At 72.5% G+C, this 24,075-nt stretch carries 24 protein-coding genes; 15 read left to right on the forward strand and 9 right to left on the reverse strand.

Annotation, left to right across the window (positions count from 1 at the left end; all coding sequences use genetic code 11):
- Window positions 1-29 precede the first annotated feature (29 nt).
- The 5 genes from ABC795_RS05170 to ABC795_RS05190 all read right to left on the reverse strand — a co-directional run bounded on the left by ABC795_RS05170 (window position 30) and on the right by ABC795_RS05190 (window position 5,089).
- Window positions 30-1,136 carry a zinc-binding alcohol dehydrogenase gene (locus ABC795_RS05170; protein WP_347059840.1) on the reverse strand — a complete coding sequence of 369 codons (1,107 nt, stop codon included), beginning with the start codon at window positions 1,134-1,136 and terminating at the stop codon, window positions 30-32.
- On the reverse strand, window positions 1,129-2,139 hold the full coding sequence (locus ABC795_RS05175) for a Gfo/Idh/MocA family oxidoreductase (RefSeq protein WP_347059841.1): 1,011 nt from the start codon (window positions 2,137-2,139) through the stop codon (window positions 1,129-1,131). Before ABC795_RS05175 ends, ABC795_RS05170 begins: the two co-directional genes overlap by 8 nt.
- A 270-nt stretch (window positions 2,140-2,409) precedes the next feature.
- Window positions 2,410-3,126 (reverse strand): spermidine synthase, encoded by a 717-nt coding sequence (locus ABC795_RS05180; RefSeq protein ID WP_347059842.1) that lies wholly within the window; start codon window positions 3,124-3,126, stop codon window positions 2,410-2,412.
- Window positions 3,127-3,131: 5 nt separating this feature from the next.
- A complete protein-coding gene (locus ABC795_RS05185) occupies window positions 3,132-3,530 on the reverse strand; it encodes a MerR family transcriptional regulator (RefSeq protein ID WP_347059843.1) in 399 nt (132 codons plus the stop codon).
- Between the two features lie 65 nt (window positions 3,531-3,595).
- Window positions 3,596-5,089 (reverse strand): SulP family inorganic anion transporter, encoded by a 1,494-nt coding sequence (locus tag ABC795_RS05190; protein ID WP_347059846.1) that lies wholly within the window; start codon window positions 5,087-5,089, stop codon window positions 3,596-3,598.
- 305 nt (window positions 5,090-5,394) lie between these two features.
- Here ABC795_RS05190 and pgi point away from each other — a divergent pair, with 305 nt between their 5' ends.
- On the forward strand, window positions 5,395-7,026 hold the full coding sequence (gene pgi, locus ABC795_RS05195; RefSeq protein WP_347059847.1) for a glucose-6-phosphate isomerase: 1,632 nt from the start codon (window positions 5,395-5,397) through the stop codon (window positions 7,024-7,026).
- A 509-nt stretch (window positions 7,027-7,535) separates the two neighbouring features.
- On the opposite strand, the gene ABC795_RS05200 is transcribed toward pgi, so the two are convergent.
- The gene (locus ABC795_RS05200; RefSeq protein WP_347059848.1) at window positions 7,536-7,991 is read right to left on the reverse strand and encodes a hypothetical protein; all 456 of its coding nucleotides are present in this window, start codon (window positions 7,989-7,991) and stop codon (window positions 7,536-7,538) included.
- Window positions 7,992-8,439: 448 nt separating this feature from the next.
- Here ABC795_RS05200 and ABC795_RS05205 point away from each other — a divergent pair, with 448 nt between their 5' ends.
- Window positions 8,440-9,312 (forward strand): potassium channel family protein, encoded by an 873-nt coding sequence (locus ABC795_RS05205; protein ID WP_347059849.1) that lies wholly within the window; start codon window positions 8,440-8,442, stop codon window positions 9,310-9,312.
- Window positions 9,313-9,860: 548 nt separating this feature from the next.
- Here the strand turns inward: ABC795_RS05205 and ABC795_RS05210 are convergent.
- A complete protein-coding gene (locus tag ABC795_RS05210) occupies window positions 9,861-10,481 on the reverse strand; it encodes a DUF305 domain-containing protein (RefSeq protein WP_347059850.1) in 621 nt (206 codons plus the stop codon).
- 339 nt (window positions 10,482-10,820) lie between these two features.
- Between ABC795_RS05210 and ABC795_RS05215 the strand changes: the two genes are divergently transcribed.
- The 4 genes from ABC795_RS05215 (at window position 10,821) to ABC795_RS05230 (ending at window position 13,486) form a co-directional block, all read left to right on the forward strand.
- Window positions 10,821-11,270 carry a DUF6153 family protein gene (locus ABC795_RS05215; protein ID WP_347059851.1) on the forward strand — a complete coding sequence of 150 codons (450 nt, stop codon included), beginning with the start codon at window positions 10,821-10,823 and terminating at the stop codon, window positions 11,268-11,270.
- An 81-nt stretch (window positions 11,271-11,351) separates the two neighbouring features.
- Window positions 11,352-11,963 (forward strand): DUF305 domain-containing protein, encoded by a 612-nt coding sequence (locus ABC795_RS05220; protein ID WP_347059852.1) that lies wholly within the window; start codon window positions 11,352-11,354, stop codon window positions 11,961-11,963.
- 136 nt (window positions 11,964-12,099) lie between these two features.
- Entirely contained in the window at window positions 12,100-13,002 is a 903-nt protein-coding gene (locus ABC795_RS05225) for a F510_1955 family glycosylhydrolase (RefSeq protein WP_347059853.1), read from the forward strand.
- Between the two features lie 214 nt (window positions 13,003-13,216).
- Window positions 13,217-13,486, forward strand: a complete 270-nt coding sequence (locus ABC795_RS05230; protein ID WP_347059854.1) for a heavy-metal-associated domain-containing protein — start codon at window positions 13,217-13,219, stop codon at window positions 13,484-13,486.
- 165 nt (window positions 13,487-13,651) lie between these two features.
- Here the strand turns inward: ABC795_RS05230 and ABC795_RS05235 are convergent, their stop codons facing one another.
- Both ABC795_RS05235 and ABC795_RS05240 read right to left on the reverse strand, forming a co-directional pair.
- Window positions 13,652-14,179, reverse strand: a complete 528-nt coding sequence (locus ABC795_RS05235) for a transposase (RefSeq protein WP_347059855.1) — start codon at window positions 14,177-14,179, stop codon at window positions 13,652-13,654.
- 252 nt (window positions 14,180-14,431) lie between these two features.
- Window positions 14,432-14,839, reverse strand: coding sequence for a four-helix bundle copper-binding protein (locus ABC795_RS05240; RefSeq protein WP_347059856.1), 408 nt, complete (start codon window positions 14,837-14,839; stop codon window positions 14,432-14,434).
- 118 nt (window positions 14,840-14,957) lie between these two features.
- Here ABC795_RS05240 and ABC795_RS05245 point away from each other — a divergent pair, with 118 nt between their 5' ends.
- The 9 genes from ABC795_RS05245 (at window position 14,958) to ABC795_RS05285 (ending at window position 24,064) form a co-directional block, all read left to right on the forward strand.
- On the forward strand, window positions 14,958-15,335 hold the full coding sequence (locus ABC795_RS05245) for a metalloregulator ArsR/SmtB family transcription factor (RefSeq protein WP_347059857.1): 378 nt from the start codon (window positions 14,958-14,960) through the stop codon (window positions 15,333-15,335).
- A 167-nt stretch (window positions 15,336-15,502) separates the two neighbouring features.
- Entirely contained in the window at window positions 15,503-15,844 is a 342-nt protein-coding gene (locus ABC795_RS05250; RefSeq protein ID WP_347059858.1) for an NADH-quinone oxidoreductase subunit A, read from the forward strand.
- Complete coding sequence (locus ABC795_RS05255) at window positions 15,835-17,205, forward strand: hypothetical protein (protein ID WP_347059859.1); 1,371 nt, start codon at window positions 15,835-15,837, stop codon at window positions 17,203-17,205. The genes ABC795_RS05250 and ABC795_RS05255 overlap by 10 nt, the downstream gene beginning before the upstream one ends.
- Window positions 17,198-18,136 (forward strand): NADH-quinone oxidoreductase subunit H, encoded by a 939-nt coding sequence (locus ABC795_RS05260; protein ID WP_347059860.1) that lies wholly within the window; start codon window positions 17,198-17,200, stop codon window positions 18,134-18,136. The genes ABC795_RS05255 and ABC795_RS05260 overlap by 8 nt, the downstream gene beginning before the upstream one ends.
- 10 nt (window positions 18,137-18,146) lie before the next feature.
- On the forward strand, window positions 18,147-18,728 hold the full coding sequence (locus ABC795_RS05265; protein WP_347059862.1) for an NADH-quinone oxidoreductase subunit J: 582 nt from the start codon (window positions 18,147-18,149) through the stop codon (window positions 18,726-18,728).
- Window positions 18,725-19,042 carry an NADH-quinone oxidoreductase subunit K gene (locus ABC795_RS05270; RefSeq protein WP_347059863.1) on the forward strand — a complete coding sequence of 106 codons (318 nt, stop codon included), beginning with the start codon at window positions 18,725-18,727 and terminating at the stop codon, window positions 19,040-19,042. The genes ABC795_RS05265 and ABC795_RS05270 overlap by 4 nt, the downstream gene beginning before the upstream one ends.
- The gene (locus ABC795_RS05275; RefSeq protein WP_347059865.1) at window positions 19,039-20,976 is read left to right on the forward strand and encodes a proton-conducting transporter membrane subunit; all 1,938 of its coding nucleotides are present in this window, start codon (window positions 19,039-19,041) and stop codon (window positions 20,974-20,976) included. Before ABC795_RS05270 ends, ABC795_RS05275 begins: the two co-directional genes overlap by 4 nt.
- On the forward strand, window positions 20,973-22,595 hold the full coding sequence (locus tag ABC795_RS05280; protein ID WP_347059866.1) for an NADH-quinone oxidoreductase subunit M: 1,623 nt from the start codon (window positions 20,973-20,975) through the stop codon (window positions 22,593-22,595). Before ABC795_RS05275 ends, ABC795_RS05280 begins: the two co-directional genes overlap by 4 nt.
- A gap of 5 nt (window positions 22,596-22,600) precedes the next feature.
- Complete coding sequence (locus ABC795_RS05285) at window positions 22,601-24,064, forward strand: proton-conducting transporter membrane subunit (RefSeq protein ID WP_347059867.1); 1,464 nt, start codon at window positions 22,601-22,603, stop codon at window positions 24,062-24,064.
- Window positions 24,065-24,075: the final 11 nt, after the last annotated feature.

A 24,075-nucleotide genomic window follows, 5' to 3' on the forward strand; every position in this document is an offset into this window, starting at 1 on the left:
GGGTCGCCTCTCCGGCGCCGTTCGGTGGGTCAGCCGGGCCCGAAGCGCAGCACAGCCTGCAGCGGTGGGCTGGTCAGCCGCCGACCTGCCAGGTCGGCCAGCAGACGAGGGCCGTCCTCGAACGGGACGACGTCGGTGACCAGCGTGGTGCGGATCTGCTCGCCCCGATCCCGCAGGAGGTCGAGGGTGACCGCCGCCAGCGCTGTGCGCGTCCACGCGGTAGCCATGCCTCGTGGCACGCGGCCGATCTGTGCGCAGACCAGCGCCAGGCCGTTGTGGTGGAACTCCTCGCCCAGCCGGACGGCCTCGGCGCCGGCTTGGTAGAAGCCCAGGTCGACCACGACGCCCCGCGGTCGCAGCGCTTTCAGCGCCGTGGCCAGGGCGACGTCGTGCCCACGGCACTGGAGCACGACGTCGGCGCCGGCGTCCCCGGGGCCGTGCCGCCAGCGGCGTTTCGCCTCGAGCCAGGCACGGCCGTCGGCGTCGTCGACGGCGTCGAGGCCCAGTGACTCCGCAACCGCGCGCCGCTCACCGGACGGCTCGGCGACGGCCACCGCCGCCGCGCCGTGCCGGACGGCGAGCAGAGCGCTGAGGAGCCCGATGACGCCGGCACCCGTGACGAGCACGTGGCGGTCGCGGACGCCGGCGTCGAGCGGAGCCTCGGGCCCGGCGAGAGCTGCGGCGGCATGGAGCAGGCCATTGACGCAGATCGGGCCCATCTGCGCGAGGTAGATGGCGAGGACGGGGTCGAGATCGTCGGGCACCGGGATGACCGTCGTCCGGGTGGGATCGGCGCAGCGGCCGGTGCGGTGGCCGTAGGCCATGGCGACACGAGTTCCCACGGCGAGGGCGTCCGTGTGGCTCTCGGTCACCCGGCCGACCTCCATGTAGCCGAGGCTCCGCTTCGGGTAACCGTCCGGGGCGCCCACCCCGAAGGCCCTCAGGTCCGGATCCCAGCCCAGCCGGTGCTGCGGGTCGGTGCCGCGGACGAGGGCGACCTCGGTTCCGGCGCTGATCCCGGACCACTCCGTGGCCACCCACACCTGCCCCGGTCCCGGCTCGGGCTCCGTGTCGTCCAGCAGCACGGGCCGGCCGGGCGCGGCCACGCCGATGGACCGCACGGCCCGCTCAGCCATCCGCGTCGCCGTCCGTCAGCCGCACGGGAACGCCCTCGCGGGCGGACCGGTCTGCGGCACAGGCCAGGGCGTGCGTGCGCAGCGCCTCCTCGTAGGGGACGCGGACCTGCTGTGCACGACCGAGCAGGACGTCGACGAACTCGCGGTCCTCCGTGGCGATCGGGTTCTGCTCGGACCGCAGGACCTCCTCGCCGTCCGCACTCGTCACCCGGAGTTCGTGGTCGGTCAGCCCGCGCTCCGACAGCTCCAGGAGGCGCCCGCCCGCCACCACCTGGAGAGCGACCCGGTGCCGCCAGCCGAGCACCCGGGTGGAGGAGATGCTGCCCACCACGCCGGAGGTGAACCGCAGCAGCGCGGCGGCCGCGGTGGGGACGTCCTCCGGCCCCTCCGGGCGGGTCCGCTCGACGGCCGTGACCGTCTCGACCTCCCCGGCGAGCCGGCGCGCGAGGTCGAAGATGTGGGTGGTCTGCTCCACCACCTGGCCGCCGGAACGTGCCCGTTGCGACCACCACGGAGCCGGCGGCGTCTTGTCCAACCAGTAGCCGGTGACGAGTTGGACGGGTTCCTCGGTGAGCAGGTCCGCGGCGCGCTGGACGAGATCGAGGTGCCGCCAGTGGTAGCCCACCGCGGTCGTGATCCCCGTCCCGGCCAGCCGGCCGGCGATCGCCTCCGCGGTCGGCAGATCCGGCGCGAGCGGCTTCTCGACGAAGAACGGCAGCCGGCGATCGATCGCCGCGAGCTCGAGGGCACCGTGTGCGAACGGCGGAACGCACAGCCAGACCGCGTCGAGATCCTCGGTCTCCAGCAACGCCAACCCGTCCCCGTAGGCGCGGGCCCCGTGCCGGGTGGCGGTCTCCTCAGCCCGCTGAGGGTCGGTGTCGGCGACCGCCACGATCTCCACTTCGTGCAGGCCGGCGAGAGCCCGCAGGTGTTGGCCGGCGATGAAGCCGCTGCCCACGCAGGCCACCCGCAGCCGCCTCGAGCCGGACCCTCGGCCGTCCATCGCGACCTCCTCGCAACCGACCACTCGCCGGGGTCAGGGGGACAGGCCCCACCGACAGTGCATGCACCGCTGAGTCTGTGCCGTGCAAGCTACCGGCTGAAGCCGTCCGTCGCGCGCTGCGCGCCCCGGTGCACGTGGCAGCGGCCCGTGGTGGGCGGGCTCGGCTCATCTACGCGGCTGCGGACCGGACGATCCCATGTCGACGAGCTCACCGTCGTGTCGGCGGCGGCGTCCCCTCTTCCGGGGGCCGGTGGAGTTCGGTGTCCGGCGTCAGCGGGGCGCCGTCGCCAGGTAGACCGTGTTGGTCGCCACGCGGTCCTGGAGGGGGTTGGGAAATGTGACCACCTCCGCGGCCACGTCCACGAAGACGTGCCGGAGTACGGCCAGGTAGTCGTCATCGGGTGGATCGTTGGACCAGAGCGCGAAGACGCCGCCCGGTCGGATGCGTCCGGCCAGGCGCCGGCTGCCGTCGATGCCGTAGAAGCCCGCCCTGCCGTCGGCGAGCAGGTGCCGGGGTGAGTGGTCGATGTCGACGAGCACGGCGTCGAACACCCGGTCCGGCAGCACCGGATCGAATCCGCCTGCATCGGCCATCGCGAAGAAGTCCCCGTGCACGAATCGGCAGCGGTCGTCGCCGGTGAGGACCGGACCCAGCGGGACCAGGCCTCGCTCGTGCCAGCGGATCACCGGCTCGAGCGCATCGACGACCACCAGGTTCCGCACGCGTTCGTCGGCGAGCACGGCCTGGGCGGTGAAGCCGAGCCCCAGTCCACCGACGGCGACGTCCAGCTCCGATCCGTGCAGTCGGTCCAGGGCCAGCCGGGCCAGCTCGATCTCGGCCACGGTGAACAGTGAGGACATGAGGAACTCGTCGCCGAGTTTCACCTCGAAGATGTCGATCCGACCGCCTGGGTCTCGGCGACGGCGGAGGCTCACCTCGCCGATCGGGGTGGGGCGCCAGTCGAGTTCCTCGAACCGCAGGCTCATGGGTGTCAGCGCTGGGTCCGGAGGTGCCCCGCCAGGTCGCCGGCGAAGCCCTCGGCCACGGCGAGCTGGTCGCGCAGTGCGGTCACCCGCGCTACGGCGGCCTCGTGGAACATCCGCAGTCTGTCGAGCAGCTCCGACCGGCCGGCCGTGGCGTGCTCCAGGTCGTGCAGCAGCGCGAGCAGCTCCTGCATCTCCTCCAGCGAGAAGCCCAGCGGCTTCATCCGCTTGACCACCTCCAGCCGGGCGACGGCGGCCTCGCTGTACAGGCGGAATCCGCCCTCGGAGCGGGCCGTCGGGACGACCAGGCCGTTCTCCTCGTAGAAGCGGATCGTCCGCAGGCTCAGGCCGGTGCGCTCGGCGACCTGGCCGATCTGCATCAGGTCGCCCCGGGGAGTTGCCGTCACGCTCCCTTCATAACCCATGCCGTGGCGGTCGTCCGCCCGACGGGTCCGGGGCGCCGGAGCGGGCATCAGTGGGCGTCCGTCAGCTGGCCGCTGTGCCGGTCGAAGCGGTCGGCCGAGTGGCCCTGCAGTCCGATGATCTCGATGTTCTTCCCGCGGGTCTCGTACTTGTGGGTGATGGCGTCGAGAGCCGCGACCGTGGAGGCGTCCCAGACATGGGCGTTCGAGAGGTCGATGACCACGTTCTGCGGGTCCCCGGCGTAGTCGAACTGCGTGTACAGGTCGTTGCTGGACGCGAAGAAGAGCGCGCCGTGGACGTTGTAGAAGCGCGTGTCGCCGTCGGGATCCGTCACGCTGGTGACCTCGACCAGGTGTGCGACGCGGCGGGCGAACAGGACGCATGCGACGAGGACGCCGGTGCCGACGCCGATCGCCAGGTTGTGGGTGAAGAGCGTGCCGGCGACGGTCGTGAGCATCACGACGGTCTCGCTCTTCGGCATGCGGTGGATGGTGCGCAGGCTGTGCCAGTCGAACGTCGCGATCGACACGAAGATCATGACGGCGACCAGGGCGGCCATCGGGATGGTGCTGACGATGTCGCCCAGGGTGACGACGAGGATCAGCAGGAAGACCCCGGACAGGAAGGTGGAGAGGCGGGTGCGGGCGCCCGAGGCCTTCACGTTGATCATGGTCTGGCCGATCATCGCGCAGCCGCCCATGCCGCCGAAGAAGCCGGACGCCATGTTGGCGACGCCCTGACCCCAGGATTCGCGGGTCTTGTCCGAGTGCGTGTCGGTGATGTCGTCGACCAGCTTGGCCGTCATCAGCGACTCCATCAGCCCGACGAAGGCCACGCCCAGGGCGTACGGGGCGATGATGGCCAGCGTCTCGACGGTGAAGGGCACGTCGGGCAGGAGGAAGAACGGCAGGCTGTCGGGCAGCTCGCCCTCGCCCCCGACGTCGGGGATCTCCCAGCCCGCGGTGACTGCCAGCGCCGTCAGCACGACGATCGCGACCAGGGGGGCGGGGACGACCGTGGTCAGTCGGGGGAGCAGGAAGATGATCGCCAGCCCCGCCGCCACCATCGGGTAGACCAGCCACGGGACGTCGGTCAGCTGCGGCAGCTGGGCCGTGAAGATGAGGATGGCCAGGGCGTTGACGAAGCCCACCATGACGCTGCGCGGGATGAACCGCATGAGGCGGGCGAACCCGGACAGGCCCAGCAGGACCTGGAAGATTCCACCCAGGATGACGGCGGCGAACAGGTACTGGACGCCGTACTCGAGCGCCAGCGGCGCGACGACCAGGGCGATCGCGCCGGTGGCCGCGGTGATCATCGCCGGGCGGCCGCCGGTGAAGGCGATGACCACGGCCATCACGAAGGAGGAGAACAGGCCCACGCGCGGGTCGACCCCGGCGAGGATGGAGAAGCTGATCGCCTCGGGGATCAGCGCCAGGGCGACGACGAGGCCGGCCAGCACCTCGGTGCGGGCGACCTTCGGCGACAGCCAGGCGGGGCGCCCCAGGCGCGGCTTGGGCAGGGTGGGCAGTGCTGAGGACATGGATCCGTCTCGTTCGATGCGCCGCGAGGCGCAGGCGGGCAGCACCGGGGAGGATGCCGAGTCAGGTATGGGTGCGCCGGTGCACCCGGGAGAGCGAGAGCCGCTGCGTCGCGCGATGACCGGTCGGGATCGCCGACACCGGGTATCGGTGCGCGCGAGCGGCGTCGCTGCGTCATGGACAGTCTGCCGGGAACTCGCCCGTCACGTCAGGGTTGAGTGGTGAGCCGTTGGTCACGTTCGGATCGCCGAGGTGAGGGTCACCACGACGACGCCCCGGCTGCCGGACCACACGAGGAGGAACGAGCATGGACATCACCGCGACAGCAGAGTGGCGGGCCCTCGACGAGCACCACCGGGCGCTGGCCCCGGCCCACCTGCGGGACCTGTTCGCCGGCGACCGCGACCGGGCAGAGCGGCTGACCGCACGGGCCGGCGACCTGCACGTCGACTACTCCAAGCACCGGATCACCGACGAGACGGTGCGCCTGCTGGTCGCCCTCGCCGAGCGGGCCGGGCTGCGGGAGCGCATCGCGGCGATGTTCCGAGGGGAGCACGTCAACACCACCGAGGACCGGGCCGTGCTGCACGTCGCGCTGCGCGCGCCGGCGGACCATGCCCTGGTGGTCGACGGCCAGCACGTCGTCCGCGACGTCCACGAGGTGCTGCACCGGATGCGGAGCTTCGCCGACGCGGTGCGCTCGGGGGAGTGGCGGGGGCACACCGGACGGCCGATCCGGGCCGTGGTCAACATCGGGATCGGCGGGTCCGACCTGGGACCGGCCATGGCGTACACGGCGCTGCGCGACTACACGGACCGCGACCTGACCGTCCGGTTCGTCTCGAACATCGACCCGACCGACTTCGCCGAGGCGACGCGCGACCTGGACCCGGCCGAGACGTTGTTCGTCGTCAGCAGCAAGACGTTCACGACACTGGAGACGCTGACCAACGCCACCGTCGCCCGCGACTGGCTGCTGCGCGGGCTGGGTGGGGATCAGGCTGCGGTGGCCCGGCACTTCGTCGCGGTGTCGACGAACACCGACGCCGTTCGCGAGTTCGGCATCGACCCGGCGAACATGTTCGAGTTCTGGGACTGGGTGGGCGGGCGGTACTCCCTTCCCTCGGCCATCGGGCTGTCGCTGATGGTGGCCATCGGCCCGCAGGCCTACGACGAGTTGCTCGCCGGCTTCCACGCCGTCGACGAGCACTTCCGCACCGCTCCGCTCGAGGCCAACGTCCCGGTGCTGCTGGGGCTGCTCAACATCTGGTACCGCAACTTCTTCGACGCGCAGACGCACGCCGTGCTGCCCTACAGCCAGTACCTCTCCCGGCTCCCGGCCTACCTGCAGCAGCTGACGATGGAGAGCAACGGCAAGTCGGTCCGTGCGGACGGGCAGCCGGTTCCCACCGAGACCGGGGAGGTGTACTGGGGCGAGCCGGGGACGAACGGGCAGCACGCCTTCCACCAGCTGCTGCACCAGGGAACGACGCTGGTCCCCGCTGACTTCATCGGGTTCGGCGAGCCCGCGCACGACACGGGCGACATGCACGACCTGCTGATGGCGAACATGTTCGCCCAGTCGGCGGTGCTCGCCTTCGGCCGGACCGCCGAGGAGGTCGCTGCCGAGGGCACTCCGGCGTCGCTCGTGCCGCACAAGGTGATGCCCGGCAACCGGCCGAGCACGGTGATCCTGGCTCCGCGTCTCACCCCGGCGACGCTGGGCCAGCTGGTCGCTCTGTACGAGCACATCGTGTTCACCCAGGGCGCGATCTGGCAGATCGACTCCTTCGACCAGTGGGGCGTCGAACTGGGCAAGGTGATGGCGCGGGAGCTCGCCCCGGCGCTCACCAGCCGGGATCCCGTCGCGCTGGACCAGGACGCCGCTACGACGGCCCTGGTGGCCGAATACCGCCGGATGCGGGGTCGGGCCACCTGATGGGCCCGTCGAGGGGGACCGGCGCGCCGGCCTCGACCTCGCCGTCGACCCCCGAGCTGCTGTCGTGGGGCTCGTGGTCCAGGAGGTGGGGGGCTGCGAGCACGAGGGCGGACACGCTCACGAGCACGGGGAGGATGGCCGACGCCGGCAGCGCCGCGGTGTACCCGCCGGTCGCATCGCGCACGAGCGCGAAGACCAGCGGCCCGAAGGCGGTACAGCCCACGCTGACCGCCGCGGCGACCCCGCGGGTCGGCCCCGGATGGGTGGTGCCGAAATGGTGCGGAAAGGCTCCGCCCTCGGAGGAACCCGCCGATCAGCCGACTGGTCGGGCGAACGACCTGTCTGATCACGAGACCTAGGAGCTCACCGTGTCAGTCGGTGTCGTGACCGTCGACGACGACGGTGCGGGTGCTCTCCTCGAGCGGGCCGACCGGCGACCACGACCGACCGGAGGTGCCGGCCGGCTCGGGTGCGGAGAAGGGATCCGACGACCTGCTCCCGCCGGGTGGTCAGGCCCGCGCGTCCGCGGTGATGTCGGCGGGAAGATGGCTGACCGGGATGTCGCACCCCTTCCGCAGGCGCGCCGGCAGGTCGCGGCGCAGCCACTGCGACAGTCCGCTGGGAAGGGTCGAGACGACGACCTCGTCAGCGGGGAAGTGGCGGAGAGCGGCGCGGACCGCCTGCACTGCGTCCGGGTCACCGACCTCCCCGTCGACCGTGGCGCCCAGGTCGCGCAGGCGGTCCAGTGCCCGGTCGAGGCGCTGCCGGGCGAGCGCGTACGCGCGGTCGGTCGCGGATGGTCCCAGGCCCGCGTACGCGCTGGGGCCGTCGACCTCGTCCGCTGCCGGGGTGGCCGGGGCGACGAGGAAGAACTCGTGGGGCCCCGCTGTGATGCGCTCGTGGACGGCCCGGCAGAGCGTCTCTGTGGCGAGGGTCTGGTTGGCGACGATCAAGCAGCGCTGCATGGCCTGTGCTCCCGGTGGTGGATCCGCACGGACGGGGCCAGTGTGATGCGCCTCGGCTCGGCGGTCCACCCGGCGGCGCGACCCGCGTACCAGGACGACGGAGGCCGCCGGGGCGAGTGAGGGGGCTCCACCGGCGGATAGGCAGGATGCTGCCCGACCTCAGGGGAGGGCGCCGCGGTGCGGCCAGGTGGCCGGCAGCACCCAAGGCCGCATGGGTTCCAACGGAATGGTCGACGTCCGGCGAGACCCAACCGCAGTCCGGCGGTCAGGAACCGCCGCCCGTGCCGGTGGCGCCCCCTGTTTCCGGCACCACGTTATCCTCACAAGCGTACGGGTATGGGGGGTCAGCCGCCGCTGCTGATCGGTTCACGCCGGCCCCGAAGTGGTGGTCTGGGGTCGGCAGTGCGTCGGTGAAGCCACGAGGAGACCTCGAGCTGTGTTGTCCGGGATGATCACAGCCACGGGTGTGGTGCTCGTCGCGGTGGTGCTGCGCGAGCTGTTCCACACCCTTTTCCACCCCTCCGGGCAGGGCCGGGTCAGCCGGATTGCGTTCGCCGGGCTCTGGCGGGTCACCCGACGGCTCGGGCGGCGGGGTGTCCCCGGCCGCCTGGCCGGACCGCTCGGCATGGTGGTGGTGATAGCCACGTGGGAACTGGGCGTCGTCCTCGGCGGGGCGCTGGTGTACTGGCCGCACCTGCCGGACTCCTTCTCCTACGCGGAGGGGCTCGAGCCGGCGGAGCGAGTCAACTTCCTCGATGCCCTCTACCTGTCGCTGGTGACCACGGCCACGCTCGGCTACGGCGACATCGTGCCTACCGTGGGCTGGCTGCGGCTGGTCACCCCCCTGCAGGCGATCATCGGGTTCGCGCTGCTGACCGGGGCCGTCTCTTGGATCATGCAGATCTACCCGGCACTCAACCGCCGCCGCACCCTGTCGGTCCGCCTGGCCGCGCTCCAGCGCGCGGACGCCGAGGAGCCGGCTGGAGTGGACGACTCGGCGATGCCGGCGGTACTGCTGGAAGAGTTGTCCGGTCAGGTCGCGCAGGCCCGGGTGGACCTGACCCAGAACGCGGAGACCTACTACTTCCGCGACGAAGGCAGCGCCGCCCTGCCGGCCACCCTTCCGTACGCGGCGCAGCTCGCCGAATCCGGCCGCACGTCCCCCCGCAGAGACGTACGAACTGCCGCGGCGGCCCTCAACAGCTCCCTCGAGGACCTCGGCCAAGTACTCAGTGAGCAGTTCGTCTCCGCCGAGGGCCGCCTCGACGACATCCTCGACGCCTACGCCGCCGACCACGGGCACCGGCAGACGACCAGCTGACAGCCGCCGGGGCCAAGGGCAGCCAGCACAGCCGCCGGCTACTCGCCGTGAGGGTTCTCCGGTGCGGCGAAGGTGCCCGGCGCCTTTCGCCGCACCGTTCCGAACCGGTCGCGCCCGGCACCCCGCTAGCAGTGCTGGTGCTACCGGTGTGTGTCGAACTGCCGCCGCTACGGGTTAGGGCAGGAGAGCGGTAGCGGACTGATGCGGGATGCAGCTGTCCGGCGCGCCGTCAGCCAACCGGGCGGCGGCCGCGTGGCGTTGCGCTGACTGAACCGGCGCGTGGAGGCCCAACTGCCTGGCTTCCGTCCACACGAAGGAGCGGTCGCATGCGGTCGTGGCGCGGCCGCGCCATCTCCGAGTGCAGCAGCTGCGCACCGTCGCCGCACCGACCGGTATGGCCGCGGCACCGCGCTGCTGCACCGCGCCGGCGCCGGCGCCGGAGGGGTCTCCGCCGGTCGCCAGCCGCGCTGACCCTCGCCGTCGATCCGCGGACGGCTCTCCGCGGGGCGGCCGCCCGCCTGACGGCGCCCCGGCCGAGCCTGCCCGGGTCAGCCCGCCGGGGGACAGTCGCGCAGGGCGGAGCCCTCGAACTCCGGAACGGGCCGGGCCTGGGCCTCCTCGACGGTTTCGGCCTCGCCGTTTTCCTCGATGTCCTGGATCAGCCACTCCATCTCGGCGATCTCCCGCTCCTGGGCCCGGATGATCTCGACGGCCAGCTGGCACACGCGGACGTCGTCGATGTCGGCGCGCTCGGAGCGGGTGATGGCCAGCGAGTGGTGCGGGATCATCGCGCTCATCCAGTTGCGGTCGTCCACGGTGGCCTGGCTGCGGTCGAGGGCGATGCCGCCGCCCAGCAGCAGCAGGCTCGCCACCACGATCGCGATGTTGCCCTTGACGTTCTTGTACATGTTGAGCATCCAGGCGAGCATGACCAGCCCCATGGTGCCGCCCATGGTGAGGGCCATGAGCACCCGGCTCTCGCTGAACCGGACGTGGCTCCACTCCCAGGTGCCGGCGAACATGGTGAAGTACATGACCACCATGGACGTGCCGATCATGGCTGCGAAGCGCAGGTACATCTTCGTCTGGTGCGACATGCCGCCGCCCCGACCGTCCCCGTGCTCCTGCCCGTGTCCGTGCTCCTCGTCCCTCTTCTGCGTCGATGCCATGGTCGGGTCTCCGTTCGCTCGTGCTCGGTGCAGGGATCGCATGCGGTGGCCTCGCCTCCGTGCTCACGGGGACGCTGCAATCCGGGTGTAGCGGAGGGCTTCTACGCGCGGCCCCGAGGCCGCGGGGCCGACGCCGTGGACCGCCCGCATGCCCGTACGGTCATCCGGGTAAACCACATCGTCCGACGTCCTTCCACGGGGCGGGTGGCGGTACTGCGGCCTTCCGGCCGGGCGCAGCCGGGCTCGAGGGCGCCCCGGGAGCCGGTGTCCTGTCGTGGTGCGTCGAGGGATCCCCGGTGTGTCCGGGGGGCGTCGTACGGTGGTATGGAGGAGGTGGTCGTGGCGACCCGGCTTTGGACGGCGCTGCTGCTGCTGGCTGCCGTGTTCGCCATGCACGGGGTGCAGTGCGTGGCCTCGGACCCGGACATGGAGCACTGGTCCTCGTCGCTGGCAGCCGTCTCCTCCGTCGGTGGCCACACCGCGGCCGTCCACCTCACGGCCGCGGCCGGGACGCCCGACCGCTCCGACGTCGCGGCTGCGGACGGCGTACGGGACGCGGCCGCTACCGCGTCCACCGGCCTGCCGGCGCCGTGGCACGACGCTCACGTCCTGGCCGTGTGTCTCGCCGTCCTGCTCGCGGGGGTGATCGTCCTGGGCGCCGTGGCGCGCCTCCGTGGCAGGGCGATTCCGCTCGTCCGCGGGTCCCCTCGACGTGGCCGCCGGTTCACCGCGTGGTCGCTGCGGCCCCGGTCACCGGACCTCTCCGTCCTCTGCCTCCTGCGGATCTAGGCCGAACCGCTGCACCCCGGCAGCGCCCGCTGCTCCGGGGTTCCGCACGCATGCCTACATCCCGCAGGAATGGAGACCAGCATGACCCGCACCAGCATTCGCCTCGTCCGCCTCGCCGGTGGGCTGATGTCCGCCGTCGTCGTCCTCGCCGGCTGCTCGGACACCGCCGAGACGCCGGTCGCCGGCAGCAGCACGACCGACGAGAGCTCGGCCGATCAGAGCGCGGAGTTCAACGACGCCGACGTCACCTTCGCCCAGGGGATGATCCCGCACCACGAAGGCGCGCTCACGATGGCCGAGGCCGCCACGGACCGCGCCTCCGATCCCCGGGTCGTGGACCTGGCTGAGCGCATCGCAGCAGGCCAGGATCCGGAGATCGACCTGATGACCGGCTGGCTGCAGGAGTGGGGTCAGCCGCTCGCGGAGGACTCCGGAGACATGGGCGGCATGGATCACGGGTCCGAGGGCATGGGCCACATGGGCATGGAGAACATGCCGGCCGCCGGCCCGGAGTTCGACCGCATGTGGCTCGAAGCCATGATCGAGCACCACGAGGGCGCCGTCGAGATGGCGCGGACGGAGGTCGAGGACGGGCGCAACGCCGAGGCCGTCGACCTGGCCCAGCTGATCAGCGAGACGCAGACACAGGAGATCGAGGAGATGCAGCAGCTGCTCATCGAGCTGGGTGGCTGATCCTCTTCCCGGGGCGCGGTGCCGTGCGGGTGCCGCGCCCCACCTCCTCGACCTGGCGACGCCGGCCGGACGGCGGCTGCCGTGGCGGCGTCCTCACTGCAGCCGGGCCCTGGATCGACACGCAAGGAGCACATCCGTGACATCGCTTCCGAAGACCTTCCCTGCCCCGGGCTCTCGCCGACGACGGAGCGGGCCGGCCGTCCTCCTGACCGCCGCCGTCCTGCTGGTCGGCTGCACGTCCGGGACCCCGGAGACCGGGGCGGCCTCCTCGACCCTCTCCGCCACGTCGGCGCTCGAGATCAGCCACGTGCACGGGACAGGGGTCGATCCCGCCGACGGCACCCTGCTCCTCGCGACGCACGAGGGATTGTTCGAGGTGGCCGCTGGGGGACAGGCCGAGCTGGTCAGTCCCGTCATGGACCTGATGGGGTTCACGGTTGCCGGCCCCGGGCACTTCCTCGCCTCCGGTCACCCGGGCCCACGTGTCGACCTCCCCCAGCCGATGGGGCTGATCGAGTCGACCGACGGTGGCCGGACCTGGAGCGCGGTGTCCCGGCAGGGCCGGTCGGACTTCCACGCCCTCACCACCGGCGCAGCCGGCGTTCTCGGCTATGACGGCGCCCTGCTCCGCAGCAGCAACGGCTACGACTGGGAGAAACTGACCATCCCGGGCGAGCCGCACGGCCTGGCGGCCGCGCCCGACACGGAGCTGGTGCTCGCGACGACCGCGCAAGGGCTGCTCCGCTCCGCTGACGCCGGCAACACCTGGTCGGCCGTTGACGGCGCTCCGCTGCTCCAGGTCGTGGACTGGGCGGATGACGGCACGCGCGTGGCGGGGGTCGACCCCTCGGGTGTGACCTGGACCAGCAGCGACGGCGGCGTCTCCTGGGCGAGCGGCGCAGACCTGGGATCGCCCCCGCAGGCGGTGGCGGTGTCCTCCTCCGCGGACGAGGACCACCGCATCATCGTCGTGACCGCGGCAGCGGTGGTCACGTCCACGGACGGGGGCCGGACCTTCGAGGTGGTCCTGGAGCAGTAAGGGCGTGGCCTGGTAGGGCTGGGAGAAGGGCGGCAGGCCAGCCCCTCGCGCCCGGGGTGCATCCTCCCGGACTGGGGCGCGTGCCTGCCCATCCCGCCGTGACGGGCCTCGGGCGCCGACTGGCAGATACCCCCGGGGGGTAGTATCCTCGGCACGGCGGCGCGCCATCCCGCCGCCCGTACGAGCATCGGCCACCAGCCGGAGAGGAAGCCCCATGAGCACCGCTACCTACACCGTCGTCGGCATGACCTGCGGTCACTGCGTCAACTCGGTCAGCGAGGAGGTGGGTCAGGTACCCGGCGTCACTCATGTGGACGTGGAGCTGGCTACCGGTGGGCTGACCGTCACCAGCGACAACGGGGTCGAGGACGCCGCGGTGCGCGCCGCTGTGGAGGAGGCCGGCTACCGGATCGCCGCACCCGTCCAGCAGCTGCCGCTGGCCGGCGGCGGTCAGCCGTCCGGATGCGGTTGCGGCTGCAGCTGACCGACCCAGAACTGGTCGTCGACGTGCCGTCACGCTGGCCGACCCCGCCGTCCGTCGAGTCGCCGGTGAGGGCTCATCGGACTCGGCGGCGGTTGTACCGACCTGGGGCGTTCAAGCTGACCCCCGGACAGTGGTGCCGGGCCGCGACCCGGGGGCTGGACGCTCCTATGGCGCGTCAAGGGCTGAGGGTGGGGCTTCGAGGCGTCGGTAGAGCTCGCGGGCGATGTAGCGCTTGAGGCAGCGCTTGGCCTCGCGGTCGGTCTTGCCTTCGGCGCGGCGGCGCGGCGGGCGGTCAGCCGCATCTGCAGCGCGGCTCGTTCGGCGCCGGCCTTGGGCTGGGCCAACCGGGTGCGGGCCAGCGCGTCGCGGGCGGCGCGCTCGGCGTCGATCGGATCGGACTTGACCCTGGCCCGCCGGACGGGCCGCTTGGGTCGGTCCAGCTCCACGACCAGCTCGCCGGTGGTGGCGGGCCAGGCCGGCGCCGTAGCCACCGGTGCCTTCCATCGCCCAGGCTCGGAGCCCGGAGTGGGCCTCGGCCAGAACGACCAGTTCGGCGTAGCCGTCGGGGTCGGCGGTGACCGTGGCTCGGGCCAGCACTGCGCCGGTGCGGGCATCGAGCACCGCGGCGGTGTGTGTCTGGCTGTGTGTGTCGACGCCGATGACGACCTCGACCAGTCCGGCCAGCATGGACATGCGTTCTTCTCCTTGACCGGGGGACGCAGTAGGTCCCGGTCCGGTGCGGAGATGGCAGGACTGTGATGAGACACGTCAGCGGCTACTGGCGGTCAAGCTCCTGATCAGGCCAACGTCTCCGGCCGGGCCGGTGCCGGCAGCAGCAGGCGGACAAGTCGGGCGAAAGGCACGAAACCAGTCAGACGACGGGTCACGCTCACCGCTGCCGGCCGTCAGCCCATCACTGAAGAATCGACCCGGCCAGCCTCACAGTCAGCCGAGGGATGAGATGAGGTCGCGGCAGGCCGCCTCGCAGCGGCGGCAGGCCTCGGCGCAGACACGACAGTGCTCGTGCATCTCGGCGTGCTGCGCGCACTCGTCGCCGCAGGCCTTGCACGCGGCGGCGCAGGCCTCGAGGACCGCCCGGGTGAGGTTGGCGTCGTAGCCGGTGTGCCGGGACAGCACGCGCCCCGTGGTGTCGCAGATGTCGGCGCAGTCGGCGTTGGTGCGGATGCACTTGGTCAGCTCGGCGACCATGTCCTCGCTGAGGCAGGCGTCGGCGCACGCGGTGCACGCCTGGGCGCACTCGAAGCAGGCCTCGATGCACTCGAGGAGCTTCTGCTTGTCCACCCCGCCCAGGTCCTTCGGGTAGGTGTCGAGCATCTGGGCTGCCACGGTCATGGGTGCCTCCTCGGTATTCCGGCGTCGGTCGGCCTGGGTGCCGTCCGAGACTCTCGCCGACAGATCGGGGGCTACCCGTAGGCCCGTACGGGTATGAGCGGATCGGAGGTGTTTCTCGATGTCCGAACCTGACCATGCGCACCCGGTCGACCCCGAACGGGTCGCCCACGCCCGCACCCGACTTCCCGGCCGGGAGGAGACTGCTCAGCTCACCAGCGTGCTGAGCCTCATGGCCGACCCGACCCGGGCCCGGGTCCTCTTCGCGCTGGACATGGTCGAGGAGCTCTGCGTCGGCGATCTCGCGTTGGCGCTGGACGCGAACGAGGACGCCGTCGGCTACGCCCTCCGGCTGCTGCGTACGGCGGGCCTCGTGGCCAACCGGAAGCAAGGGCGCGTCGTCTACTACCGCCTGGCCGAAGGATTTCCCGAGCCGCTGCGGGACCACTGCCTCCGCCAGTTGGTCGTCCTCGCGAACGGGGCGCCGGAGGACGACTGACAGGGCTTGGTGGTGTTCGATGCGATCGCTGAAGCGGAGGGTCATCGGCGCGCGCGGGCCCTCGGCCACATCTACAGTCACCCATACCCGGACGGACGTCCGGATGTCTTTCCTGATCCACTCCCGGCTGCTGCCGTCGAGGTCCCACGTGAGGGGAGGAGGGATCCATGGTCGCTCTGCTGTCGCTAGCGGCGCTCCTCGTGGCCGGCGTCGTCGGCATCTACGCCCTGTCGTCTGTGCTGAGGAGCGCGCGCGAGCCCGCAGCCGTGCTGCCGTACGAGTCGGGCCTGCTGCCGCAGCAGCACGCCGTCTCGCGGTACCACACGCGGTGGTACGCGATCACGGTGCTCTTCCTCGCCTTCGACATGGAGATGGTCTTCATGTACCCGTGGGCGATCGTGGTCGCCGACATGGGTGCACAGGCCGTCGTCGAGATGTTCGGGTTCCTCGCGGTCCTGCTCGTCGGTGTCACCTACGTCTGGCGTGAAGGTGCGCTGCGATGGACCTGATCGCCCGACTGCGGATCTGGGCGCTGTCCCGTCCCCGCGTGCTGCTCGTGGACGTCCCGGGCGAGACGACGCTCCGGTGGTCCGTCGAGGCCGAGCTCGACCGGCGCGGCTGGAGGCGCTCCCTGGCACCTGCGGATGCCGACATCCTGCTCGTCCTGGGTGAACCCGGACCGGAGCTCGCAGCGGCCGTCGACGTCCTGTGGAGCCAGGTTCCCGAACCGCGACACCGGATCGACGTGCACCGGGAGGGCGCCCTCGCCGCCGTTCTGGACGCGGCTCCGGGTGCGCTGCTCCGGCGCGCCGCAGGAGGTGCGTACGGAGACGAGCGGCCGTCGCCGACCTCGTTCCTCGGCGAGGATGAGGGCATGGACCACGGCGGTGGTCATGAGGGCATGGACCACGGCGGTGGTCATGAGGGCATGGACCACGGTGGTGGTCATGAGGGCATGGACCACGGTGGTGGTCATGAGGGCATGGACCACGGTGGTGGTCATGAGGGCATGGACCACGGTGGTGGTCATGAGGGCATGGACCACGGTGGTGGTCATGAGGGCATGGACCACGGTGGTGGTCATGAGGGCATGGACCACGGTGGTGGTTCCGAGGGCATGGACCACGGTGGTGGTTCCGAGGGCATGGACCACGGTGGTGGTTCCGAGGGCATGGACCACGGTGGTGGTTCCGAGGGCATGGACCACGGGGGTGGTTCCGAGGGCATGGACCACGGTGGTGAGGTGGCCGGGCTGCCGATGGCCTCGACCGGCCCGGATCGCGACGGACTGGAACTCGACGTCCTGAAGGTGGCGCTCGGACCGGTGCTGCCGGGCTGGCCCACCGGCCTGGTGCTGCGGGCGGACCTACAGGGGGACGTCCTCACTGCCGCCGCCTGCCTCTGGCTCGACGTCGGCCTGCTCCCGCCCCCGCGGCCGCACCCTGACGCCCGGGCGTCGGCGCTGGACCGGCTGGCCCGGTTCCTCGACGTCGCGGGCTGGCCGACAGCCGCCCGAGACGCCCGCCGCGCCCGGGACGGGCTGCTCGCCGGGACCGATCCCGAGCGGGCGCAGCGGCTCGCGCAGGCCGTGGCGCGGCGGGTGCGCCGGTCGCGGACCCTGTCGTGGACGGCCGGTGACATCGGAAAGGTTGGACCAGAGCACGGTGCCGGTGAGGGCGTCCTGGACCGCGTCCGGCGCTGGTGCGACGTGGCGTCGGGGCACCCGGTCGACGAGTGGCCGGCGACGTCGCTGGACGACGTCGCGGCTCTCGTGGAGGGCGCGGAGATCGGAAGCGCTCGCCTGATCGTGGCCAGCCTGGACGTCGTCCCCGTGCCGGCCCAGTCGGCACCGGAGCACGCACATGCCTGAGCAGACCCTGGCGGGCGCGTGGGGAATGGCGCCGGCGGTTCTCGGCGTCGTGGTCGTCGGCCTCTTCCTAGGGCTCGTGGTGGCGGCCGTCGACCGCGCCGTGGTCGCCGGCGCGCCCAGGGGCGCTGTCGAGCCGTTCCGCTCGAGCGCCCGTCTGCTGGTCGAGCAGCGGCGGACCACGCTCGCCCCGGACCGGCTGCTGTGGCGGCTCGGCTGTGCAGCGGTACCGGTCCTGGCGCTGCTGTCGCTGGCCGTCGTCCCGATCGGCGGGCGGACGCTGTGGTCGACCAGCGCCGACCTCGTGTGGTTCAACGCCATGGAGGCGCTGCTGTGGGCCGCGGTCTGGCTGATCGGCTGGGGCCCGAACGCCGTCCACGCCCTGACCGGCGGCTACCGGTTTCTCGCCCAAGGACTGGCCTATGAACTACCGCTGATGTTCGCCCTCATCACGGCCGGCCTGGCAGCCGGGTCACTGCGGACGACGGACATCCTCGCCACCCAGCAGGGCCTGTGGTTCGTGGTGACCATGCCTGTCGCCTTCGTGGTCTTCGTCGCCGGCGCCGCGGCCTTCGCGTTCTGGGGACCGTTCGCCGCGCCCGCAGCACCGGACATCGCCGGCGGGGTGACCTCGGAGGTGTCCGGGGTGGACCGGCTGCTGGTCGAGGCCGGCCGGGCGGTGTTCCTGGGCGCGACCGGTGCCATGGCGGCCGCGTTGTTCCTCGGCGGCGACGCCGGGCCGTGGCTGCCCGGTCCGGTGTGGCACCTGCTCAAAACGCTTGCCGTCATCGCGGCGCTCGTGTGGCTGGGCCGGCGGCTGCCCGTGCTCCGCCCGGACCGGACGGTCGAGGTCGGCTGGGTGGTGCTGGTGCCGCTCACGCTGGTGCAGGCGCTGGTCGTCGCCGTGCTCGTGCTGAACGGGTTCTACGCGTGAGGAGGGCACGATGCTGACCGACCTGTCGGGCTGGGCGACCGCCGCGGTGGTGCTGCTCGGCGTGGTGGCGGTCGCCGCGGGCATCGCGGTGTTCGTGGTGGATTCGATGGCCCGGGCGACGTTCGCGCTGCTCGCCTCGTTCCTTGCCGTCGCCGGCGTCCTGCTGGCCTTCGACCTGGTCTACCTGGCCGTGGTGACGGCGCTGATGATGACGATCGAGATGGCCATCATGGCCGTCTTCATGATCGCGTTCATGATGAACCCGGCCGGGCTCATGCCGATGACGATGGTGCACAACACGAAGGGCTCGGCCATCGTGGGTGCCGGTGCCTTCGTCGTCCTCACCGCCGGGATCTGGACGATCGACTGGCCGACCCGCTCCGGACAGCTGCCCGCGGACAGCACCCGGCAGCTCGGCGAGGCGATCATGGGCAGTCACATGCTGGTCATGCTGATGATCGGCATCGCCTTGTTCGCCACGATCCTGGCCGGCACGGTGCTGGCGACGGCGCGTGGGCGCTACGACCGCCTCGGCGCCGACCTGGCCGCCGCACGCCCGGACGACCCGGTGCCCGGGGGGCTGCCCCGGTGACCGCGGACGTGGTGCTCCAGATCGTGCTGACCGTGGCCGCCGGCCTGGTCGGGGTCGGGCTGTTCGGCGCGCTGTCCCAGCAGTCGATCGTCATGGTCATGATGGGCCTGGAGCTCGTGCTCAACGGAGTGCTGCTGGCCGGCGGCGCGGCCTGGTACTTCCTCGCGCCCGGGCTGCCCGACGCGCAGGTGCTCGTCGTCGTCGCCCTGGTCGTCATGGCCGTGGAGATGGCGATGGGCTTCGCCGTCACCGTCGCCATCTACCGCGCCCGGCAGGTGGACATGGTGGACATGGCCACGGACCTGCGCGGATGACCGCCGCTCTCGCCGCCGTGGTGCTGCTGCCCGCAGTAGGCGGGGCCGGCCTGCTGGTCAGCGGACGGCGGGCCGACCAGGTCGCCGGGCCGCTCGCCGTCGGTGTCACCGGGCTCGCCGTCGTGCTCGCCGCTGTGGTGGCGGCCGGCCGGCCGGGCGTCTCGATGCCGTTCCTGGGCATCGTCGACGGCGGGGACCTGCGCCTGGTCGTCGACGGCCTGTCCGCGGTGCTCTTGGTGCTGGTCGCGGGGATCGCCCTGCTGGTCACCGTCTTCGCCGTCGCGGACCTGCCTGCCGCTGCGGCCCGGGCCCGCTTCTTCGGGTTCGAGCTGCTGTTCGTCGCCGCCATGCTGGCGACCGTCACCGCGGCGACGCTGCCGGCCCTGCTGCTGGGGTGGGAGGTGATGGGCGCGACGTCCTACGCGCTGATCGGCTTCCGGTGGGACGAGCCGGGCAAGCTCGCCGCCGGCACCCGGGCGTTCGTCACCACCCGCGCCGGTGACCTCGGGCTGTACGTGGCGGCGGGGGCCGCGCTGGCCGCCACCGGCAGCCTGGTCCTGGCCGACCTCGGCACCGCGGACGGCGGCTGGGCGGACCTCGCCGCGGCCGGCGTGCTCGTGGCCGCACTCGGCAAGTCGGCGCAGCTGCCCTTCTCGGCCTGGCTCTCGGCCGCCATGAAGGGCCCCAGCCCGGTCAGCGCGCTGCTGCACTCAGCGACCATGGTCGCCGCCGGCGGCTACCTGCTGCTCCGCATGCAACCGCTGCTGGCCGCGACCGGCTGGGCGGCCGCGGCCGCGGCATGGGCGGGGGCGCTGACCGCGCTGCTGCTGGGTGCGGTGGCCGTCGCGCAGACGGACCTCAAGCAGCTGCTGGCCGCCAGTACCGCTGCCCAGATCGGCTTCGTCGTCCTCGCCGCCGGGGTCGGCGCCACCGCCGGCGGCACCGCGCAGCTGGTGGCGCACGCCGCGGTCAAGGCCGGACTGTTCGTCGCCGCGGGGGCGTGGCTGACCGCGCTGGGCACCAAGCAGCTGGCCGGCCTGCGCGGTGCCGCCCGGCGGTACCCGGGGATCGGAGCGGCGGCCACCGTGGCGGCGCTGGCCCTGGCCGGCGTCCCACCCCTCTCGCTGTGGGCGACCAAGGACGAGGTCCTCGCGGGCGTCGAGGGGACGGCGCTGACCGTCGTCGGACTCGCCGCCGCGGTGCTCTCGGCCGTCTACGCCGGGAAGATCCTGGCCGTCGTCCTGGCCCGGCCCACGGGGGAGGAGTTGCTCGACGATGAGCAACCGGGGACCCGCCGGATCCCGCTGCCGACCCGGACGGCAGCCGGCGTCCTCGCGGTGTTCGCCGCGGGGCTCGGTGTCCTCGCCCTGCCGTCCGTGGCGGAGGCCCTGGAGGCGGTGCTGGACGCGGAGGAGGAGCCGTCTCCCGGGCTCGGGGACCTGCTCCTCTCCGGCGGGCTCGCCGGAACGGCGCTGGCGCTCACCGTCCTCGTGAGCCGGGCCCGGCCGGCGCTCGGCCGGGCCGTCGAGCGGAGTGCCCTGTCCTCCTGGGCCGGGCTCGGGCACGTGCTCTCCCCCCGGCCGGCCCTGGCGGTGGCCCGGGTGCTGGCCGCCGTCGACGACCGCGGCATCGACCGGGCCGTCCGTGCCGTCGGCTCCGCTGCCCGGCAGGTGGCCCGACTGGTCGCCCGGGCCGACGACGGCGGCATCGACCGGGCGGTCACCGCTGTCGCCGCCGGGACCCGGCGGGTGGCGGCGGCCTCGGCCCGCACCGACACGAGCCTCGTGGACGGCGCCGTCCGGGCGACCGCACGGGCGTTCGGCCGTGCGGGCAGCGCCGCCCGACGCCCGCAGAGCGGGTTCCTGCACCAGTACTACGCCCAGGCCGTCGCCGGTCTCGGGTTCCTGCTCGTCCTCCTGCTCGTGGTGAGGTGACCGTGCTGCTGACCGTGGTGATCTTCCTGCCGCTCCTGGCAGCGGGCGTGCTGCTGTCGGGGCCCCGGCTGCGTGGCCGTGCCGCGATGGGGGTGTGGGTGGCCGCCTCCGCCGTGGACCTGGTGCTGGTGGCCTGGATGTGGTGGCGCTTCGAGACGGGCGAGGGTGCCTCCGGCGTCGTCGACGGTCTGGCCTACGAGGCGGATGTGCAGTGGATCCCCACCGTCGACGCCGGCTACCACGTCGGCGTGGACGGGTTGTCGCTGCCGCTGCTGGCGCTGACCGGCGTGCTCTTCCTGGCCTGCGCCGTCTACTCCCTGCGGGAGCCGGACCGGCCGCGGACCTACGCCGCGCTGTTCCTGTTCCTGCAGACCGCGTGCCTGGGCGCCTTCGCCTCGCTGGACCTCATCCTGTTCTTCGTCTTCTTCGACCTGACGATCGTCGGGATGTACTTCGTCATCGCCGGCTGGGGGCACGGCAACGCCCGGCGTAGCGCCCTGAAGTTCTTCCTCTACACCTTCGTCGGTTCGCTGGCCTTGCTGGTCGGCTTCATCGGCCTGTTCCTCGGCAGCGAGCAGCGCACCTTCGACATGGTGGCGCTGGCCGCCGACCCGCCGCTGGCGGACTCCCCGGTGGCAGGCGGCCTGGTGCTGCTGGCGATCGGGCTGGGCCTGGCGGTGAAGACGCCGCTGTTCCCCTTCCACACCTGGCTGCCCGACGCGCACACCGACGCCCCCGCCGCCGGTTCGGCGGTCCTCGCCGGCATCCTGCTGAAACTCGGCACGTACGGGTTCGTGCGGATCGCCATGCCGATCCTGCCCGAGACCTGGCAGCGCTGGGCGATGGTCGTCGTCGTGGTCGGCGTCATCAGCGTCCTGTGGGGCGCCTTCGTCGCGCTGGCCCAGACCGACGTCAAGCGGATGATCGCCTACACCTCGGTGAACCACATGGGCTATGTCCTGCTCGGTCTGGGCGCGGCCGGCCTGGTGGCCTCCGCCGACGAGGAGGCGCGGACCGTGGCCACGGTGGGCGCGATGTACCAGATGGTCAGTCACGGCCTCCTCACCGGCGCCCTGTTCCTGCTCAGTGGATGGCTGTGGTCCCGCGGGCACACCTACGCCTTCGACCGGTGGGGCGGACTGGCCCGTCCGGCACCCGTGTTCGCCGCCTGCCTCGCGGTGGCCGCGTTCGGCTCCCTTGGCCTGCCCGGGTTCTCCGGGTTCGTCGCCGAGTTCCAGGTGTTCACCGGGGCCCTCCAGGCCGCGCCGGTGGCCACGGTGATCGCCGTCGTCGGCATCCTGGTCACCGCCGGGTTGTTCCTGCTCGCCCTGCAGCGGCTGCTCACCGGCGACACCGTCGCCCCGGGCGAGACGGGCGTCGATCGAGGGGCGGACGCCGACCAGGCCGGGGAGGGACCGGCTCCGGCGCGGGCGGGCGGCGCCACGGCCGTCGTCGCCGAAGCCCGGACGGCGCCCCGGATCGGCGACCTGCGCGGCCACGAGCTGCTCTCGATCGCCCCGCTGCTCGTGCTCGCGGTGGTCCTCGGGCTGTTCCCCCGCGTCCTGCTCGACGTCCTCGAGCCGGCCGCGGCGGCGGTGGTGGAGCTGGTGGCCCGGTGACGGGCATGTCCGGCGGCACGGAGGCGTGGCCCGCGCTGCTGCCGGAGGCGCTCCTCCTGCTCGGCGCGGTCGGCGGGCTGCTGCTCGGGCTGTGGACACCTCAGCAGGCGCAGTGGCGGGTGCGGCTGCTGGTCACCGCGGCCTGCCTGGCCAGCGCGGCCGCCGCGGCCCCTGCGCTGTCGCGCCCCGCCGAGCGGGTGTTCGAGGGCACGTGGGCCGTGGACACCACCACCGGCGTCGTCCGCATCGTCGTCGCCCTCGGTGTGGCGGTCCTCGTCTGGCTGGCCGCACCGTCGGTGGCCGGCCATCCGCGGGAGACCGAGGCCTACGTGCTGATGCTCCTCGGCGGGCTCGGCACCGTCGCGCTGGCGGCCGGCGGCGACCTGCTCCTGCTGGTCGGTGCCTACCTGCTGGCCAGTGTCCCGCTCTACCCGTTGGCCGGTTTCGCCAAGGACGCCGCCGGCACCGAGGCGACGATGAAGTACTACCTCATGGGTGCCTTCGCCGGCGTGCTCCTGCTGGTCGGCGTCGCCGCGCTGGTGCTGGCATCCGGTACCACCGGCTACCCCGATCTGGCCGCCGCGCTCCCGGAGGCGCCCCCCGCGCTCCTGGCCATCGGAGTCCTCGGTGTGCTCGCCGGGGTGGCGTTCAAGGCCGGCGCCGTCCCCGTCCACTTCTGGGTGCCCGACGTCACGGCCGGGACGACAGCCCCGATGGCCGCCTACATCACCACCATTCCGAAGATCGGCGCCGTCGCGGCCGCCTTCCGCCTGGTCGCCGAGCCGTTCGCCGATCTGCCCGTCGACGTCCCGCTGCTCGTGGCCGTCCTCGCGGCGGCCAGCATGACGCTGGGGAACCTCGCCGCGTTCGCCCAGACCGACGTCCTGCGGCTGCTCGCCTACTCCACGGTGAGCCAGGTCGGCTACCTGTTCATGGTCGTCGCCGTGGCCGGCCGCACCGATCTCGACGTCCCGGCGCTGGCCGTCTACCTGGCCGGCTACGCGGTGACCAACATCGGTGCCTTCGCCGCGATCGCGGCCACCCCGGCGGCCCGCACGATCACCGACTGGGCCACGGCCGTGGGGCCGCACCGCTGGCTGGTGGGGAGCCTCGTGGTGTGCCTGCTCGGGTTGGTCGGGACCCCGCCGACGGCGGTCTTCGTGGGCAAGCTCGCCGTCTTCGCCGCCACCTGGGACGGCGCGCTCCCGTGGCTGGTCGTCCTGGCCGCGGTGAACACCGTCGCCAGCCTCTTCTACTACCTGCGCTGGATCGCACCCGCGTTCTCGGGGCTGGCCCTCGCACCGGTCCCGGCGGAGGGACCGGTGGGCAGCGGTCCCCGCACCGCGGCCGGGACGGCGCAGGCAGTCCGGGCCGCACCGGTGATGATCCTCCACGCTGCAGCGGTCGGATCGGTGGTGCTCGGCCTCGGCGCCGGGGTGTGGCTCGGCCTGGCGTCCGGCGGGGTGTGAGGGGCGGAGCG

Source organism: Blastococcus sp. HT6-30 (assembly GCF_039729015.1).
Lineage (GTDB): Bacteria > Actinomycetota > Actinomycetes > Mycobacteriales > Geodermatophilaceae > Blastococcus.

Excerpts from the sequence above, each read along its gene's own strand:
- ABC795_RS05205 (WP_347059849.1), top strand. The coding sequence starts at position 8,440 with ATGATCACAGCCACGGGTGTGGTGCTCGTCGCGGTGGTGCTGCGCGAG.
- ABC795_RS05285 (WP_347059867.1), top strand. The coding sequence starts at position 22,601 with ATGTCCGGCGGCACGGAGGCGTGGCCCGCGCTGCTGCCGGAGGCGCTC.
- ABC795_RS05235 (WP_347059855.1), bottom strand. The coding sequence starts at position 14,179 with ATGTCCATGCTGGCCGGACTGGTCGAGGTCGTCATCGGCGTCGACACA.
- ABC795_RS05190 (WP_347059846.1), bottom strand. The coding sequence starts at position 5,089 with ATGTCCTCAGCACTGCCCACCCTGCCCAAGCCGCGCCTGGGGCGCCCC.
- ABC795_RS05200 (WP_347059848.1), bottom strand. The coding sequence starts at position 7,991 with ATGCAGCGCTGCTTGATCGTCGCCAACCAGACCCTCGCCACAGAGACG.
- ABC795_RS05275 (WP_347059865.1), top strand. The coding sequence starts at position 19,039 with ATGACCGCCGCTCTCGCCGCCGTGGTGCTGCTGCCCGCAGTAGGCGGG.
- ABC795_RS05175 (WP_347059841.1), bottom strand. The coding sequence starts at position 2,139 with ATGGACGGCCGAGGGTCCGGCTCGAGGCGGCTGCGGGTGGCCTGCGTG.
- ABC795_RS05255 (WP_347059859.1), top strand. The coding sequence starts at position 15,835 with ATGGACCTGATCGCCCGACTGCGGATCTGGGCGCTGTCCCGTCCCCGC.
- ABC795_RS05180 (WP_347059842.1), bottom strand. The coding sequence starts at position 3,126 with ATGAGCCTGCGGTTCGAGGAACTCGACTGGCGCCCCACCCCGATCGGC.
- ABC795_RS05260 (WP_347059860.1), top strand. The coding sequence starts at position 17,198 with ATGCCTGAGCAGACCCTGGCGGGCGCGTGGGGAATGGCGCCGGCGGTT.
- ABC795_RS05265 (WP_347059862.1), top strand. The coding sequence starts at position 18,147 with ATGCTGACCGACCTGTCGGGCTGGGCGACCGCCGCGGTGGTGCTGCTC.
- ABC795_RS05230 (WP_347059854.1), top strand. The coding sequence starts at position 13,217 with ATGAGCACCGCTACCTACACCGTCGTCGGCATGACCTGCGGTCACTGC.
- ABC795_RS05210 (WP_347059850.1), bottom strand. The coding sequence starts at position 10,481 with ATGGCATCGACGCAGAAGAGGGACGAGGAGCACGGACACGGGCAGGAG.
- ABC795_RS05170 (WP_347059840.1), bottom strand. The coding sequence starts at position 1,136 with ATGGCTGAGCGGGCCGTGCGGTCCATCGGCGTGGCCGCGCCCGGCCGG.
- ABC795_RS05240 (WP_347059856.1), bottom strand. The coding sequence starts at position 14,839 with ATGACCGTGGCAGCCCAGATGCTCGACACCTACCCGAAGGACCTGGGC.
- ABC795_RS05245 (WP_347059857.1), top strand. The coding sequence starts at position 14,958 with ATGTCCGAACCTGACCATGCGCACCCGGTCGACCCCGAACGGGTCGCC.
- pgi (WP_347059847.1), top strand. The coding sequence starts at position 5,395 with ATGGACATCACCGCGACAGCAGAGTGGCGGGCCCTCGACGAGCACCAC.
- ABC795_RS05250 (WP_347059858.1), top strand. The coding sequence starts at position 15,503 with ATGGTCGCTCTGCTGTCGCTAGCGGCGCTCCTCGTGGCCGGCGTCGTC.
- ABC795_RS05220 (WP_347059852.1), top strand. The coding sequence starts at position 11,352 with ATGACCCGCACCAGCATTCGCCTCGTCCGCCTCGCCGGTGGGCTGATG.